The organism is Winogradskyella sp., assembly GCF_965228925.1.
In the GTDB taxonomy this organism is placed as follows: domain Bacteria; phylum Bacteroidota; class Bacteroidia; order Flavobacteriales; family Flavobacteriaceae; genus Winogradskyella.
In genome coordinates this window covers 3,081,422-3,097,626 of the sequence record NZ_OZ245845.1, presented here as the reverse complement: position 1 = coordinate 3,097,626, position 16,205 = coordinate 3,081,422, and the positions used below count along the sequence as shown (strand labels likewise).

At 34.3% G+C, this 16,205-nt stretch carries 14 protein-coding genes; all 14 read right to left on the bottom strand.

The window, feature by feature from the left end; translation table 11 throughout:
- Window positions 1-2 precede the first annotated feature (2 nt).
- Window positions 3-1,445, bottom strand: coding sequence for a hypothetical protein (locus tag ACO052_RS12905; protein ID WP_422104191.1), 1,443 nt, complete (start codon window positions 1,443-1,445; stop codon window positions 3-5).
- On the bottom strand, window positions 1,446-2,636 hold the full coding sequence (locus tag ACO052_RS12900) for a trans-sulfuration enzyme family protein (RefSeq protein ID WP_422104190.1): 1,191 nt from the start codon (window positions 2,634-2,636) through the stop codon (window positions 1,446-1,448). It abuts the gene before it with no gap.
- A gap of 25 nt (window positions 2,637-2,661) precedes the next feature.
- The gene (locus ACO052_RS12895) at window positions 2,662-3,972 is read right to left on the bottom strand and encodes an NAD(P)-binding domain-containing protein (protein WP_422104189.1); all 1,311 of its coding nucleotides are present in this window, start codon (window positions 3,970-3,972) and stop codon (window positions 2,662-2,664) included.
- A 78-nt stretch (window positions 3,973-4,050) separates the two neighbouring features.
- Window positions 4,051-4,368: an ArsR/SmtB family transcription factor gene (locus ACO052_RS12890; RefSeq protein ID WP_422104188.1), complete on the bottom strand. Its 318-nt coding sequence runs from the start codon at window positions 4,366-4,368 to the stop codon at window positions 4,051-4,053.
- Window positions 4,369-4,700: 332 nt separating this feature from the next.
- Window positions 4,701-5,411: a GNAT family N-acetyltransferase gene (locus tag ACO052_RS12885; RefSeq protein ID WP_422104187.1), complete on the bottom strand. Its 711-nt coding sequence runs from the start codon at window positions 5,409-5,411 to the stop codon at window positions 4,701-4,703.
- 2 nt (window positions 5,412-5,413) lie between these two features.
- Window positions 5,414-6,370, bottom strand: coding sequence for an NAD(P)H-dependent oxidoreductase (locus ACO052_RS12880; protein WP_422104186.1), 957 nt, complete (start codon window positions 6,368-6,370; stop codon window positions 5,414-5,416).
- 32 nt (window positions 6,371-6,402) lie between these two features.
- Window positions 6,403-6,981, bottom strand: a complete 579-nt coding sequence (locus tag ACO052_RS12875) for an NAD(P)H-dependent oxidoreductase (protein WP_422104185.1) — start codon at window positions 6,979-6,981, stop codon at window positions 6,403-6,405.
- A 17-nt stretch (window positions 6,982-6,998) separates the two neighbouring features.
- Window positions 6,999-7,250: a hypothetical protein gene (locus ACO052_RS12870; protein WP_422104184.1), complete on the bottom strand. Its 252-nt coding sequence runs from the start codon at window positions 7,248-7,250 to the stop codon at window positions 6,999-7,001.
- Window positions 7,251-7,351: 101 nt separating this feature from the next.
- Complete coding sequence (locus tag ACO052_RS12865; RefSeq protein WP_422104183.1) at window positions 7,352-8,224, bottom strand: SDR family oxidoreductase; 873 nt, start codon at window positions 8,222-8,224, stop codon at window positions 7,352-7,354.
- Between the two features lie 20 nt (window positions 8,225-8,244).
- Window positions 8,245-9,507, bottom strand: coding sequence for a serine hydrolase domain-containing protein (locus tag ACO052_RS12860; RefSeq protein WP_422104182.1), 1,263 nt, complete (start codon window positions 9,505-9,507; stop codon window positions 8,245-8,247).
- A gap of 176 nt (window positions 9,508-9,683) precedes the next feature.
- The gene (locus tag ACO052_RS12855) at window positions 9,684-11,474 is read right to left on the bottom strand and encodes a helix-turn-helix domain-containing protein (RefSeq protein WP_422104181.1); all 1,791 of its coding nucleotides are present in this window, start codon (window positions 11,472-11,474) and stop codon (window positions 9,684-9,686) included.
- A 123-nt stretch (window positions 11,475-11,597) separates the two neighbouring features.
- The gene (locus ACO052_RS12850; RefSeq protein WP_422104180.1) at window positions 11,598-12,449 is read right to left on the bottom strand and encodes a hypothetical protein; all 852 of its coding nucleotides are present in this window, start codon (window positions 12,447-12,449) and stop codon (window positions 11,598-11,600) included.
- Window positions 12,450-12,508: 59 nt separating this feature from the next.
- Complete coding sequence (locus tag ACO052_RS12845) at window positions 12,509-12,784, bottom strand: hypothetical protein (protein ID WP_422104179.1); 276 nt, start codon at window positions 12,782-12,784, stop codon at window positions 12,509-12,511.
- A 116-nt stretch (window positions 12,785-12,900) separates the two neighbouring features.
- Entirely contained in the window at window positions 12,901-16,197 is a 3,297-nt protein-coding gene (locus ACO052_RS12840) for a M1 family aminopeptidase (protein ID WP_422104178.1), read from the bottom strand.
- Window positions 16,198-16,205: the final 8 nt, after the last annotated feature.

Below are 16,205 nucleotides of genomic sequence, written 5' to 3'. Positions count from 1 at the left end.
ACCTAAATTTTATATTTATTAACTATATCTGTTATAGTTTTATATTGATTTAGGTTTAAACAACAGTCAGTGGTGTAATACCAATCTTGAATAAATTGACCTATGTTAGATTTGAGTGTGTTTTTCTTAACGTATGCTATAAAGTCCTCTGCAGTCGCGCCAGTATTTGAATATTGTACTCTAAACGCTTTCATAAGTGCGTTGAACTCATCATTACCTAATAACTCATTGAGTCCCCAAAAAAATAGGAGTCCAACCTTGTATGAATAAACAGTTACATTCTTATACCCATAATCTTTGAATGCCACTTCCTTAACAATAGTATCATCATACAGACTGACTAAAATTTTGTTTATGTCTTCCTCCACTATGTCTTTATCCAATACTTCGGCTACCTTAAACTGTGAATACATTGCTAAGCCTTCATTCCACCGCGATGGAAACTTTTCGATATTTTTGACATCCCATAAATGAGATATCTCATGATACACTTCTTTCAATTGTCTTTTATCGTCAAAAGCAGCAGAGGTTTGAAGTATATAGTTTAAACCCGCTTGTGAGCCATAACCCTCAGGGATTTGGATGAGTTTAAAATTATCTTTAATAACTACGTCCCCCCACCAAGACGTCAATAAATCCATGCAATCTTCCATAGCCTTGTGAACTAATTTTGCCTTTTCAAGATCCTCATCAAAAGCATAGGTAGTAACACCTTTAGAAGTGTAAATTTTATATTTCGCAATTGTTATATCTATCCTCCAATCTGGTTCATGACTTTCATATAAAAAAAGCTTTGACTCATTCTCTGTGTTTTGTTTTACAAGCTTACCACCACAAACAACATGTAATTCTTTGGGGACATCTATGCTTACTCTATAATTGAATTTTTGCGTATTTATATGCCTTAGGCTCGAAATATTTGGCGCTCCAATAATTGGGTATGTCAAGCAATCTGGGCGCAAAATTATAAAGCTCGGATTGATATTATCTTTTAGGTAATGTAAGCCTGCTTCTTCATATCCCTTTAAGGTTCCTTTATAATAAACTCTAATGGAAATCGATTGCTTTTGATCCAGAGCATTTGGCAATTTTATAGTGATTGCATTTGCTCTAAATTTATTCCAGTCATCAAATGGCTTAACTTCTTGTTTATAATCTATTGAAACATCGGACAACTCTACACCAGTGACCTCGAATAGTTTATATAGTAAAAATGGGATTTCGGTAATTGACTTTTCCGAATTATTCTTTATGGTTATTGTGGCACTCCCAGAAAGGAGTTCCTTTTTGACATCTATATGATAGGATAGCTCATAAAAAGTAGGCTCCAATACAGTTTCCGATCTATTATTTTGGGCTGAATACCCAAGCAACATTGCAAACAATATCGCTACTGCAGAAAGTCTTATCTTAGCTTTAATCCATATAATCTTTGAGTCTTTCATTCAAATTAGTTTTAAGGCTTGTCTTAAATCGTTTATAATGTCCTCTACACGTTCGATACCCACGGAGAGCCTTAGCAGACCGTCATTTATACCTGCTTTTTTCCTTAAATTCTCAGGTACTGAAGCATGAGTCATAGATGCCGAATGCTGAATAATTGATGATACATCGCCCAAGGATACGGCTAGTGTTATTAAATCTAGATTATTAACAAGTGTTCTCCCTGATTCAATTCCATTAACTTCAAATGCAATCATGCCTCCATAACCTTTCATTTGTTCTTTGGCCAAATGGTATTGCGGATGAGATGGCAAACCAGGGTAATGCACTTTACTTACTTTTGAGTGATTCTCTAAAAATTGAGCCACCTTTAGTGCATTGGAATTGTGTTTTTCCATACGGAGAGCAAATGTTTTAATACCGCGATGCGCTAACCAAGCCGTGTGGGGTGCAATTACCCCACCTAGATACTTATTGGTATTCCATCGGCATTGTTCTACGAGTTCTTTTGAACTTATTAGAGCACCTGCCAATATATCTGCATGACCACCTATGTATTTCGTTAAGCTGTGTATCACGGCATCAACACCCATAGCTATAGGGTGTTGATTAAAGGGTGTTGCAAACGTGTTATCCATTACTGTTTTTAGTTTAAATGCCTTCGCAATTTTTACTGCAGCTTTTATATCCGTAAGCTTAAGTGTAGGGTTAGCTGGAGATTCTAAATACAGAACTTTAGTGCGATTTGTTATATGCTTTTGATATTGAGAAGATTCTGTGGCATCTACAAAGGTTGTCTTAATACCAAATTTTGCCTCTAAAAAGCCAAAAAGAGAACTCGTAGAGGCGTATATCGATTGAGGTGCAATGATATGATCATCTCTTTTTAAAAGGGTCAGTAAACAATTGGATATTGCTGCCATCCCAGATGAAAAAGTAATCGCTGACTCTCCTTGCTCTAGTGCTGCCAAAGCCAATTCTAGTGCCTCTTGCGTCGGATTGTTAATTCGACTGTAGAAATATCCCTTAATCTCCCCTTCATGTATTGCTGATCCCTTTTCGGCATTTTCAAAAGCATAAGTTGAGGCATTATAAATGGGAACAGATAGTGCGCCAAAATGGTCTTTAATATCAGTACCCGAGTGTACAGACACCGTCTCAAAATTTCTGTCCTTAATGGCTTTATCTCTCATCTCAAATTATAAAATGGCTTTTAATTTAACAGCACGGTACATTGATATCGTTTTTTTCCTTATCAAAACCATTGGGATTTATCGATTTAGCTACACCACAAACTCCTGTTTTGGGTAATTCTAGATGTACCTCTTTCGCCGATTTCCAATCACCCTCTATAGCAGCAACAACCGATCGCACCTGCTCATATCCTGTAGTCAATAAAAATGTTGGTGCCCTACCATAACTTTTCATGCCAACCACATAAAAATCTTTCTCAGGATGTTGCAATTCTGTGGCACCATGGGGTGCCACAGTACCACAACTATGAATGTTAGGGTTAATTAATGGTGCTAGCCTTATAGGACTCTCCAATGCGGCATCTAAAGAAATTCGTAGTTCCCTAAATAGCTGAATATCTGGCCTTAATCCCGTCGAAACAATAATTTCATCTGTACTCACAAAATTATTATGCGAGTCAGAGATGCCTTTAATCATCAATTTATTCTTGCTGCGCATTATTTCATCAATAAAAAAAGGCGTAATCACCTCAATGTAGTTTGACTCTACAATCGCCTTAATTTTATGCCCAAGACGTCCGCGCCCAGGAAGTTCATCGTTATCCAAACCTCCATAAATATCCGTTATACTTTTTTTTCGTAATAACCATTTGATTTTTACAGAAGGAAATTCGTGCTTTAGATCTACCAAATCGAGTATGGTATTGATAGCTGAATGACCACTTCCTACTACAGCGACCTCTTTAGATTGATATCTTTTCTTATGAACACCTAAAACATTAGGTATTCCGTAAAATATATGACTTCTATGTTCTTTTTCGCCCACAGCAAAAAGTCCGTCGGACCCCATAGGGTTTGGGTTAGACCAGGTGCCAGACGCATCTATTACGGCTCTAGCTTTATAGGAATTTAGTTTTCCATTTTCAAGTACCCGTATTATAAATGGTGCGCGGTCTCTGTGTGCATCCTTAGATTTATTGATTCTTTGACGACTAATGGCAACTACTTTAGCCCCTAACTTAATATGTGATTGTAACTCATTAGTTTGAGACAAAGGTCTCAGGTATTGTTCGACTAAGTCGTTCCCAGTAGGAATGGTTTCGCCTTCTGGCGCCTGCCAGCCATTCTTCTCCAAAATGTTTTGAGATACCTTATCTATATTGAGTTTCCATTGTGAGAACATAGTAACATGACCCCAAGATTTCACATTACCAGCTATGGAATCTGAAACCTCAAACACTAATGGCCGAGCCTTTCTATTAACGATATGGGCTGCGGCTGCCAAACCAATGGGTCCTGCTCCTATTACGGCAATGGGAAGGTAATTTGTTTTCATATAAAACGTATATCGTCTATATACGATATAAAATTATAAAAAATATATTTAACCTCAAAAATAAATATCAATTTAAGATTAAAAATAATCCTTAACCTCTTCCAAAAGTTCTCTATTTAAAGTGTAAAACGTAAACTTGTCTTTATTCTCTGTAATAAATAAACCTGACTCTTTCAAAATTTTAACATGCTGAGATACTGTCGATTGTGCATAATCAAACATTTTTACCAAATCTTTATTACAGGTTACATTATCTACCCCTTTTCCACAATTTTTTGTGCTCAAATAGCGGACAAGAGCAACTCTCAAAGGATGAGCAAGAGCATTGGCTATCACGGCAATTCTCTTATCCTCTTCTGAAATATAATCGCTAGAAATTTCGGTTCTAATCCTCATTTTATATCCAAATTACAAGTATCAAATATACAATAATGCTTTGGTATTAAATAATTATAATGGACGTTCCATACGAATACAAAAGCCGGGTTGTTTAAGGTATCTATACTTTTATACAACATCATCTTCTAAGTGAATAAAGTGAGCCATTTAATACTTCAGAGGGCAGCTTGTGTACAAGAAAAGTGTGCTAAGAAAAGCGTAAAAATGGAGCGTGTATCCTCTAGTGATTACCATTTGGTTCTAACCAACGAAAAAAGGATCCCTTTGGGAAGAACTAAGGTAAAGGAAATTAAAAAACTCTTTCTTTAAGGTAAAGTACAACGCGATATTTATAAAGTATACGAATTCAAGTAGCCTTTATTTAAAAACCCATAATTTTTATAAATAGGTGCCCCAAACTTTGATGCTACTAAGTGAATATTTTCACTTTGATTTTTTAGAGCATTAAACAATAAATGTTGTGTCATTTCCTTACCTAATCCCAAACCTCTATGTTTTTTATTTACACCGATCATATGCAAACCCGAATCCCCTTTAATGTCTAGAAATAAAATACCACAACTTACAAATTGATCTTTGCATTTCCTGAGATACAATTGTGTTCTGTCATTTTTAAGCAAACCAATTATCGAAGCACTATCTATATTGTAACCAAAAGCTTCTGATGCAATGTTTGCGAAACATTGAATACCGATCTGGTCTACCACTTCTGTAATATTTGAGCTCTCTTTGAATGTCATGTTGGATTTCACCTTTAATGACATTCCTTCAACTACCGACTTTTTAGTAAACCCTTGCTTTTCAAGATTTAGGTTTAACTTATCTTCTGCATCAAGAGCAATGGATTTTGGTAAGTCACATTCTAAAATATTGGTTTTCAATTGAGCGATATTCGCATTTTGCAGATTGTAAATCTTAGATGGCCACTCTCCTGTTAATGGTAATAGCGAGGTATATCCATCGTACTGATGAATATAGCCTCCTACATTACCTAAATGAGTCCAAAACTCGAATTGATGTTCTATTGGTCTTGATATCATGATTATGCAAATTCAATATATGATGCTTCGATAAGTGCGGCAGAATCTTCATAGAAACGATACTCTTTTATCTTTTCATCTTCTACAACACATAGTTGTACCCAATTGCTATTGAACAATTTTCCTGTACTTTTTACAAGATGTGAAAATCTCCCTTTGGCAATGACCAAATTACCTTCTGCCTCAACAATAGTATCTACCGCAAATTCTTTAGTCTCAAAAAGTGACCCAATATTCTTTAAAAATTGTTTTGATTCTTCGCGTGTGCGATAGATGCCGTGTAACTGTTCTTTAGGTCTTTCTTCTTCTTTAACACTAACGATATAGCAGTTTGGATGAAAAATGTTTAACACTTCTTCCTGGTTACCTTTTGCAAATGCATTGAAGTATGCTTCAACAACTTCTTTGTTTTTCATAGGAGGCTTGACATTTTTATTCGTAAATAATGTCATTGCATCATCAAGGGCTTTCAGCTCTTGATCATTTGATATTATTTTGAGAGAACTATCAAAATTATCCTGAAAACTACCTAGCGAATATGTTGCCTTTAGTTGTCCACCCCAAAGCGGAACTAAATTTGCTAATAAAGCCAAATGTGTTCTTGCTCCTGTGGCTCCAGGTGAAGTACTTAATAATAGTACTGGTTTATTATCAAAAAACCTCTGAGTAATTACAGAAAGCCAGTCAATTATATTCTTCAGGAATGCCGAAGGCAAACCATTATGCTCTGGTGATGCAATTATAAAACCTTCACTTTCTTGAAATATATTATATAAATCTAGGATTGGTAATGGAATCCCTTTAGACTGAATTTCTTGAGAATAAATTGGTACATCGAACACCTTTAAATCGATAAACCGAACATCGTAATCGTTATATTTTTGAATTACTGACTGTATTAATTTCTCGTTAATTGAATCTGGATTGTTACTTCCAGAAAATGCTAAAATGTTTTTCATGATTCTTTAATTATATATATTATTATTCTTATTTACTTTAACTGCTCTCCCAATGTGGTCACTTTATGCAACCATTTTTTTCGCTGTTCTAATGTTGAGTTCTTTATAGGTGCTAAATAGGTCGTTTTTACAGGTTTAAAACCACAAAACTCCAATACGCCTTTTTTCATTTGATTGATTACTGGTCTTTTCATAAACAAACTATGATACCAACTAACAGTATCTGAGGTAATAACCATTCTAGAAGTTTTACCTTTTAATAACTTTTCTGGAAAAACCTTACCCTTTTTGTATTTAAAAGTGATGCCTGGTAGAAATGTCCTATCAATAAAACCCTTTAACAATGCCGGCGTTCCATACCACCACATCGGGAAAAACCAAATTATGTGGTCTGCTTCTTTTATCTTTTCAATAGCGCTTTCTAAATCTGGCTCTAAAGGAAAAGGTATGCGATATCCGTACTTCAAATTTGGATCGAATTTTAAATCCATTAGATTGATGGTTTCTACTTGAGCTTCTGCCATTACCGCTCCTTTTCTATAAGCCTCTGCTAATGCCCAATTAAAGCTCTCTTTATCTGGGTGTCCATTTATAATTAATATATTCCTCATTTTTCTTGATTAAAATCCTATATATTTTTAAATAAATACATCCATATAATTCTAGAGACCCTCATGTTAAATGATGACATAAGCATCACTACAATAATTATCCAAGGCAACAATTTTGGGGTTAAAGCCGTACCATAGAAGTATGCACCAACCGTCACGGTAATTAAAGCCTCAGCTACTCCAAGCGCATAACTCACATACATTGCCCCAAAGAAAAATCCTGGTTCTTTTTCAAACTTATACCCGCATTTGTCGCAGGTCTTATTCATCTTATTTGTTGAAAAATTGAAATAAATGTTCTTGTCTTTATAAATATGACCCTCTTTACAATTTGGGCACTTATTAGTTAATATGTTCCGTATCATAACTTCTATCTGTTTTTTGCTTCGCTTAAATAAAAATCTTTAAGCTTATGATTTCCATATCGTTGAGCAACACTATCTTCTTTCATAAGTGTGAGAAAGAACTCAATAGGCCCATAGGTTTCGACCTTTGTGAGATTTCTTAATAAGCATATCGTTAGCTTACGAGTCCATTCTGGCAAATGCAGGATTTTCACTTTTTTATTGTTCGCTTTAAATGCCATACTAGCAATTTCATTTTGTGATAAAATTTCTGGTCCTCCTATGGAGATTTCTTTTACAGGATCATTTACAAGTTTCAAACAAACTTTTGCCAAATCTTCACCATGAATGGGATTCATTAATTGTTTTCCATTTCCGAATAGGAACACCCTACCCTTTTTTGACATGTCTAGGAAGTCTTTCATATCTGAAAAAAATCCGTTTGGTCTAACAATAGTATATTCAAGACCAGAGTTCTTCAATTCATCTACAAAAGCTTCTTTAGCTTCCATTATCTTTAAATCGCGATGCTTATTTCCATTGATAACAGATATGTAAATAAATTTTCTAACACCTGATTTTTGAGCTTCTCGCAATAAATTTAGATTTGCTTGATAATCCACATCCATGTAGGTTAATCCATCTTTTTGACGTGTAATTCCTACGGTCGAGATTACTGTATCGACATCTTTGCAAATACCCTTCAATGTTTGAGAATCTGTAACTTGCGCTTTTACTATTTGCAATTTCGATGACTCAATATGTTGAAGTTTCTCGAGGTTGCGAACAACCAATCTTCCTGCAATTCCCTTAAGGATCATTTCTTGAGCAATATAGTTCCCTAAGTAACCCGTCGCTCCGGCCAAAAGAACTATTCCCTTATTTCGTTTTGCTATCATTTCAGTATATTTTTGATGAATTAATTATTCTGTAAGTATTGCTCAATAGCATATTTAATGAGTGATAGTACTTCTTCCCATTTTGGAGAGTTACCGGAAAATGTTGCATCCATGTTTGAAATAATGGAAAATCCGAAACCACCATCTTCATCAATCTCCATATGGCTAGATACTCCTAAACTATTTCCGCCATGCATCCAATTGCTTCCTTTTTTATACCAATAAACACCATGGTTATCAGCAAAGAAATTTGGAATAATCCCAGAACCAAGTTGCTCTGTGAATAGCATTTCATAATAATCACTACTAAACAAAGTATTAGATTGGCCCTTCATACCTTTAGTCATATCTAAAAGGTAATAGCCTAAATCTGAATTGGTCGTATGTATACTTCCTTCAGGATAACCATGATTTCCATATAAAGGAAGTGGTGTGTTCTTATCTAAATATGGTACAGCAGTCTGGTTAAAATCTACTTCTAACACATTGAATGTTGTGTTATTCATTTGTAATGGTTCTATAATGTTCGATTTTACATAGGTTGCAAAATCAACCTCAGTAGCTGATTCTATGACAAATCCCATTAATGACGTAGCTACATTTGAATACGACCAAGTACTTCCTGGTTCAACATCAATAAAATTATTTGCACTATAGAGTTCTCCATCTTCAATAAAATACTCGGCTAAATAATCTTCTAATGGTACTGGGTTGGTAATGGAAAGCCCTAATTGATTTACCAAAATATTAGCGCCTGTTGTGGACATATCTTGACCGGGTAACACAAAATAGTTTGTTGCGATGTATGTACTTGGGTCATCAATTATTCCTGATGTATGGGTAACTAAACTCTTTACCGTAATAATAGCTTCTGGATTTTTAAGGTTAACGATATCTATAGGAAGTACTTCATTAATTGGTGTATCCAGACTAAAGTGCCCCTGTTCAATGGCCTTAGCCGTAGCTGCTGCTACAAAAGTTTTACTCAACGAAGCAATATTTATTACGGATTGATTATTAAAGAACAGGTTCTGTTCAATACTTTGAAACCCAAATGCTTGATTATAGGTTAGACTATCATTTTGTACAATATTAATTGCGAAACCAGCCACCTCTTTAGCCTCTAAGACGTCTTGTAAATATGCCGTTAAATCTGCCCTTGTTTGTATTTCTGTGGATAAAGGATTTCCTATGACCATATCATCATCATTGGAACACGCTATTGTAAGTATTGCGAATACAATGGTTACAAATACCTTTATTGTGTTTGTTTTGTGTAACATAACTGTTCGATTTTTGCTCTTTATGAGCTGATTATTAAATTTTAATGTCACAAAGGTGCTGTGAAAAGTATAGGCAGTCGTTCTGAAATAAAATTCAGAACTTATAAAGTGAGATTTAGAACTTATTGAGCTCTAAAGAAAAGTAAAGGAAAAGATGACTAGTATGCTTTAACTAATTATAGTTGCGATTTTAACCACTGCTTTGGTGTTAGACCTTCTACCTTTTTGAAATAGGTGTTGAAAACGGTCTTAGAATTAAAACCACTGTCATAAGCTAAACCGAGCAAAGTAAGATATTTGTTTTCGGGTTTTAAGGCTATATGTTTAAAGTGGAGCAATCGATGTTTGTTAATAAGCTCGTTAAAATTAGTTTTGAGATTATCATTAATAAACTTTGACAGTTTATTAGGATTGATATCTAATTCTTGCGCTAATAAACGCAAGGATATTTCTGGATTTAAATACAGTTTGGACTTATTTAGAAGTTCGCCTAATTGTACCGTTAACTTTGAGGATTCATCATCTGAGAATAGTAATGACGTTGTATTATTTATTTGTGGAATCAACAATGTTTTGATTTCTTCTCTTGCCGAAACACCCTCTATTAATTTTTTATATCGGCCTGTATGTCTTAAAGGTTCTAAAAACGGATCGAACTGAAAATTGATTACCTGTCCGATTCTTTCATCTACTAAGATTTCTAAACGGTTTAAAGCGTCTTCTAATTTGTCGCAATGTATTAAGTAATACAAATCCCAAAAGACCATTAAGTTTTCTGTATCAGATAAAAGAAAGTCATTGTACTCAATAGTCTGCTGATTATTAATCGCATTATACAATTCTTCAATTATGACCAAAAATTTATCACTTAAAAACGTCTTCGCAAATGCAATAGCCTCTTTTTTGTTCCTTTTAAATATGAGGCAAGCTAGTTTTAGATGTCTACTTAAATCAAAAGTCTTATCAATCTTTAAAGAACTTTCGAAACACTTTATTGCAGCGTTGAAATCACCCTTTAGATAAAAAATATTACCTCTTGTATAATAATGATTGGGGGATAATGGGTTTATTTTGAGAATATGGTCTGTTTCTTTTAAAGCCTCATCAAAAAGGCCATTTGCAGTGTATAATTCTGCTAAGGCTTCATTAGCTTCACCGAAATAAGGATTTACAGTTAAACACTGTATGAGTTCTTGATATCCTTTTTTGAATTGCCAATTACCCCAAAAACTAATTGTTGCCTTTGCGAAATGCCCCATATACGAATCTGCATTTAGCTTATAGCCCTTTTCGAGATATTCGTTAGCTTTTTTTAGACCATCTACTCTGTCTATATGTCTCCAACTGGCAATTATGGCATAGCACCAACCAATGGCTACTAAAGGGTCTGCATAATTGGTATCAATGCTTGCACTTTTTTTATAGAAGTCAATGGCTCTTTCCATATTAACCAAATTCCAGGTTAACTGATAATGCCTGCCCTTTAAATACCACTGATAGGCTTTTAAGTTTTGAGTATGAATGGTTGATAGGGATTCATCAATTTCAATATGCCCAAAGTTCTCTCTTATCTTATCTGCAATTAAAAGACTTATTTCATCTTGCAGTGCAAATATATCATCTAACTGTCTATCGAATTTTTCGGACCATAAGAGAAAGCCATTGTCAGTGCGTGTTAATTGAGTTGATATTCGAATCCTATCTTTAGCAATTCTAATGCTACCTTCAACAGCATTTGTAACACCCAACTCATTACCAATAATCCGAATATCTATAGGCTTATTCTTGAATGCAAATGCCGATGTTCTTGCTGTTACTTTAAGTCCTTCAACTTTGGATAGTGCATTAATGATTTCTTCTGTAATACCGTCAGAAAAGTAATCGTAACTATTATCTCCACTCATATTTCTGAATGGTAAAACAACTATGGACTTATCAATATCTGTAAATCTATTAATTAAATTCAATCAAAATGTAGTTTCAATCAAAGATAATAATTGATAAGGATAAATAGAATACTCCCTTTTTATCTATAGTAGGACTTCCAAATGTTTTAGGAAATGATCTTAAGAGGAACGTGCCACCTTAGGCTATATTTGAGATTTAATTTCATCTTTAATGCATACAGCATGGCTACTTCCACAAATAACAAATAGTCTTTCGCCATGACTTAATAGTTGATTTATCGTACAGACTAAATGTTGGTTTCTTATAAAATTAGAATGGTCCGCAATTTCAGATAAATATCCTGGTAAGCCCCATTGGTCGCTAGTATCTCTCCAATCTTTTTCAGTAGAAAAATCTCTTTTCCAAATACGGTCAATATCTTTTATGGATTTTATTTTGTCTTGTACACCTAGCCATTCTGCCCTGAATAAATACTGCTCCACATATTTTTCGGGTGATTCTGGCTTACCAAATCGAAGATTACCGAAATAAGGCGTTAGAATTTCTTTCAGTGCAATTTGCTCAGGCTCAAATTTTTCTTGTAATGCTTTCAGCAACTCATTTTTTGGAGTATCCCATGAATACATCGGGATACTATTTTTGTTTGCGAGTTCCCCAACTTTGCCCATTTCACCAAACCTTAATATTGGATCCATGGCATATGGAATCAAAAAACCAAGACGACCTTCAACGAGAACAGTTGTTGGTTTAAATTCTTTAAATGCAATTTCAATGGATCCTATTTGCGGATCATTTGGGTTTTTTGTGTGTTCAGAACCGAAGACCAAAATATTCTCTTTGTTATAAACATATGGTCTTTCATGGCTGTTAACGTAATTCCTATATTCTTCCATGGTTAAAACCCTTTCAAAAGGGTCGCAAGTGTTTTTATCCAAATAAAATTTTGGTGAGCGCCAAATATGGAAATATCCCCATACTATTAATAATATTAAGATGATGGCGATGCTTAGAGCGACTTTTTTAATTTTTTTCATTCTGAATCATTTATTATGGCCTTAGTTTCATGTACCCAAAGTTGTTAGCGATGTTTAATTTAGTTAAATTTCATCTCAAACACCAAATAGTGCTTAATTCCAAATTTTTCACCCCAATTAATAACATCTTCTCCACTACTATCAGCGACGCACCAATATTTCCAACCATCTTTTTCGTATGGTAAAATATAGTCAAGAGCATAAAACGTTTTGTTTGGTTCTATATTCATTTTGTTTCCTATTGCCTTTAAACTATAATCATTGGATTTTATGGCCTTATATGCTCTGCTAAATCTAATTCGCAATAAGCGTATAATCTTTTCCAATAAGTTCATTTCCAGTAAAGTTTATCTTGAATAAATCAATTTTTTCATTTGATATCTCAACCTAGTTCTCAAGGACTTTTTTATCCAAAATTACTGATTTTGACATCAACCGAGTGAGCGGATTATCATAGATTATTTTCTTCGGATTTTAGATCAGTATTCGTCTCAAACAACTCATAGAGGACATGATGCTGCTCTTTAGGAGTTACTTCTCTGAAGTATCCTAACAGATCTTCAGAAGTTGCATAATGTTGCGTTTGTGATTTTTTAACCCCTGTATAACTTCTCCAATCTTTTATAAAGGCTTGTAAAGCTTGGTTGACTTGATCCTCTCCTATCAGGTTTTGCAACTTATACATTTGAATTACGCCTTTATTATAATGGACATAATCTTCATTTTCCACCAATGCTAGGGAAGGTTCTGAAATCGCTTTCCTCCTCTTTTCATTGTATGTCTCTTTTTGCAATTCTAGGAACTGATCTACTTTCTCTTGCTGATATTTAGATTTCAATACCATTATCGCTCCATATTGGGACAAAGTTTCTAGTATAAAGTTTCTTCCTTGTACATTGGCACCCTCAACTTGCATACCAAACCATTGATGTGCTACCTCATGTGCCGTTATATAAAATGCCATATCTACATCCCTCGCATCATCAATATCCAATACAAAACCTAAGGATTCTGAGAATGGGATGGCTCCAGGAAATGACTGAGCAAAATCGCCATAACGAGGAAACTCCATAATGTTCACTTGCTGGTATTGATAAGGGCCAAAATGCTCGCTATAATAACTCAAAGAGGCTTTGATTCCATCCATCATTCTATCTACATTATAGTCATGTCCTTTATGATAAAAAATCGACAGGTCTACTGCGTTTTCAATACTATCCTTAGTTTCCCAGCTATCTTTTTGTATTTCGTATTCAGCAGAAACTATAGAATAAAAGTTAATAATCTGTCCATCTGTTTTATAATGAAAGTAATTACGGTCATTTTCCTTCCACTGTTTCATTAGTTGACCAGAAGTCACAGCTGTTTGATTCTTAGAAGTTCCAATGGTGATATCTAATGTAATTCCATCAGAATCTCCTCCAGATCTTGCATTAACCAGTTCTAGCGCATTATCTATCTTGGCCTTGTCTTCTCTGGCTGGTAATTCATAATAGCTTCTAATGCTATGATCCTGCAACTCATATTTCTTATTATAACCTATTGTTGGGAATATACTATTATTAAAAAAAGTGCCATTATTTACAATCTTGATATCCGAGTGATTATCTTCAAAACCTTTCGGAAAATACGATTGTTGAAAGCTCATTTCAATCTTCGCATTCGGCGCTAGAGGTTGGTTTAGCTTATAGATTGAATAATCAAACTCGGCATATCTGTCGTCCTTCGTAGCTCCTCCTTCAAAGACAACATCAGATAATTTCACATGGGAAGCGATTAATTTCTGGATATGAATCTCTTCAATGGGTGTATTTTTTGTATTGGTTAATATATAGCTGCCTTCTACCTCATAACTTCTGTCCTCGGGATATAATTCTAAATTTAACTTCACATCTGTAATCTTAGGTTGAGGATAATATTCTAAGGGTTTTAATATTTGCTCATATCGAAGCCTGAAGTCTTCCTTCTCTGAACTGGTCCAATACGGATTTAAGATATTGGTATTGTAAAAGATATAGCTTCCTAATAGGATAAATACTATGGTTAAAGATAAGGAAGTCAATAATACAGGTTGAGTCAATTGCTTAGGTATTGACTCAATTCTTTTCCAAAATTTCATCTGTATTCCTCTTTTCATCAATAAAGAGCTTAAGATCAATAGTAAGATTCCAAATACCATCCAATAGAATTTGACCCATAGATATGGAACTAAGAAGTGTCCGTAACCATTCATTTCAGAATATACGCCTAAAGGCTTGCCGCCAAACTTATAAAGGCTATGAACAAACCCTAAGTATTCCGAAGCCACATTTAGAATAAAAAAGATCAGTGTTAAGAAAATCCCGATAAACTTATTCCTTGAGAGTACTTGACAGAAGAAAGAAATAAAGGTGTATAAGATTAAGAACGGAAGAATTTCCACAAAAAATCCTGAGAAATAAACCCTCAATTGAAACTCGTAAAAGCCACTTGCTATTTGAAATAGTATTCCCGTTAAGATCAAAGTAAACATCAATACCATATAAAGACCTATTAGCGACATAAATTTACTTGCCAAGGTGGTGAAGTTATGGATAGGTGTAGCATCATTTAATACATATTGTTTGATATTGCGCTCTTTCCAGATCAATTCCCCCGAATAAAAAAGCAGAATGATAATGAAAAAATACATTGACATTTCTTGTAATTCGGCAATAATAAAGTAGGTTTTGGGATAGCTGTCGACACCGAATACGGTTCCTAGATTTACTGAATTACTAAGGATGATTATAATTCCACAGATGGCAATAGCCCAAAAAGAGGTTTCTTTTAAAAGCGATAATGTATAGAATTTAGTTAATTCAAATAGTTGAATGCAGTGCGCTTTAAAATTATGATGTAAACTAACTTTTGGAAGCTCTAAATCTATAATTGGCTTCTCATTTTCAATACGTTCAATAGTTTTACTTTTTTCCTTTGGTTTTTTAGCTAAAACACTGAAAGAAAACTTACGATAACCATAAACTAAAATAATACATCCTAATGCCATCCAAAAAAGTTTGCTGTGCAATAGAATTCCGTTTAATGAAATACTCAGTTCGTTAAGCTGGTTAGGAGGTACATCTTTTGAAAACTGTGTAAGAGTGGTTAAAGAAAAAGGATCTAACAAACCTTGTAAATATTCATTAGTTATGGATTTTGTAAGTAGAAATGCGACAAACAATACTATGCCTTGAGTATATACAATCAACAATTTTTTACTCAACATTCCTGTAACAAAGAACGTACAAGCACCAAAAAATAAGGTTGGTAAAACAACCACTACGAAAGATTGGAGGTATGATAGTGCATTAAAGATCAACATATCCTCGGCTTTATGCCATGGCATTTGAGAACCTAATACCATTCCTAAGAATAATCCGCTAAAAATGAATAGTAGAATTGTAAATGAGCCCAAAAAACGCCCTAACAAATAATCTCGTTTTGTAATAGGATTAACAAACAACAGTGCTTCAATATCGTATTGATAATCGCGTAATACCGGAACGCCCATAATCATGGATACCATGATCATAAAAATTCCTGTAATTGCACCCATTGTCTTAGCAATAACCAGTGGTGCATTCCTTTTCATAAGACCCAATTCTACGCCTTGAAAAATGAAGTCAACACCGACAATTGAAAATAGAAACAGGAAGCCAAAAAACACATAAGTCTCAGGACGTTTAAGTCGATATTTTAGTTCAAATTTGAATATTTCGTACCACATAGTTCTTA

Coding starts and splice junctions, on each gene's coding strand:
- ACO052_RS12905 (WP_422104191.1), bottom strand. CDS start 1,445: ATGAAAGACTCAAAGATTATATGGATTAAAGCTAAGATAAGACTTTCT.
- ACO052_RS12900 (WP_422104190.1), bottom strand. CDS start 2,636: ATGAGAGATAAAGCCATTAAGGACAGAAATTTTGAGACGGTGTCTGTA.
- ACO052_RS12895 (WP_422104189.1), bottom strand. CDS start 3,972: ATGAAAACAAATTACCTTCCCATTGCCGTAATAGGAGCAGGACCCATT.
- ACO052_RS12890 (WP_422104188.1), bottom strand. CDS start 4,368: ATGAGGATTAGAACCGAAATTTCTAGCGATTATATTTCAGAAGAGGAT.
- ACO052_RS12885 (WP_422104187.1), bottom strand. CDS start 5,411: ATGATATCAAGACCAATAGAACATCAATTCGAGTTTTGGACTCATTTA.
- ACO052_RS12880 (WP_422104186.1), bottom strand. CDS start 6,370: ATGAAAAACATTTTAGCATTTTCTGGAAGTAACAATCCAGATTCAATT.
- ACO052_RS12875 (WP_422104185.1), bottom strand. CDS start 6,981: ATGAGGAATATATTAATTATAAATGGACACCCAGATAAAGAGAGCTTT.
- ACO052_RS12870 (WP_422104184.1), bottom strand. CDS start 7,250: ATGAATAAGACCTGCGACAAATGCGGGTATAAGTTTGAAAAAGAACCA.
- ACO052_RS12865 (WP_422104183.1), bottom strand. CDS start 8,224: ATGATAGCAAAACGAAATAAGGGAATAGTTCTTTTGGCCGGAGCGACG.
- ACO052_RS12860 (WP_422104182.1), bottom strand. CDS start 9,507: ATGTTACACAAAACAAACACAATAAAGGTATTTGTAACCATTGTATTC.
- ACO052_RS12850 (WP_422104180.1), bottom strand. CDS start 12,449: ATGAAAAAAATTAAAAAAGTCGCTCTAAGCATCGCCATCATCTTAATA.
- ACO052_RS12845 (WP_422104179.1), bottom strand. CDS start 12,784: ATGAACTTATTGGAAAAGATTATACGCTTATTGCGAATTAGATTTAGC.
- ACO052_RS12840 (WP_422104178.1), bottom strand. CDS start 16,197: ATGTGGTACGAAATATTCAAATTTGAACTAAAATATCGACTTAAACGT.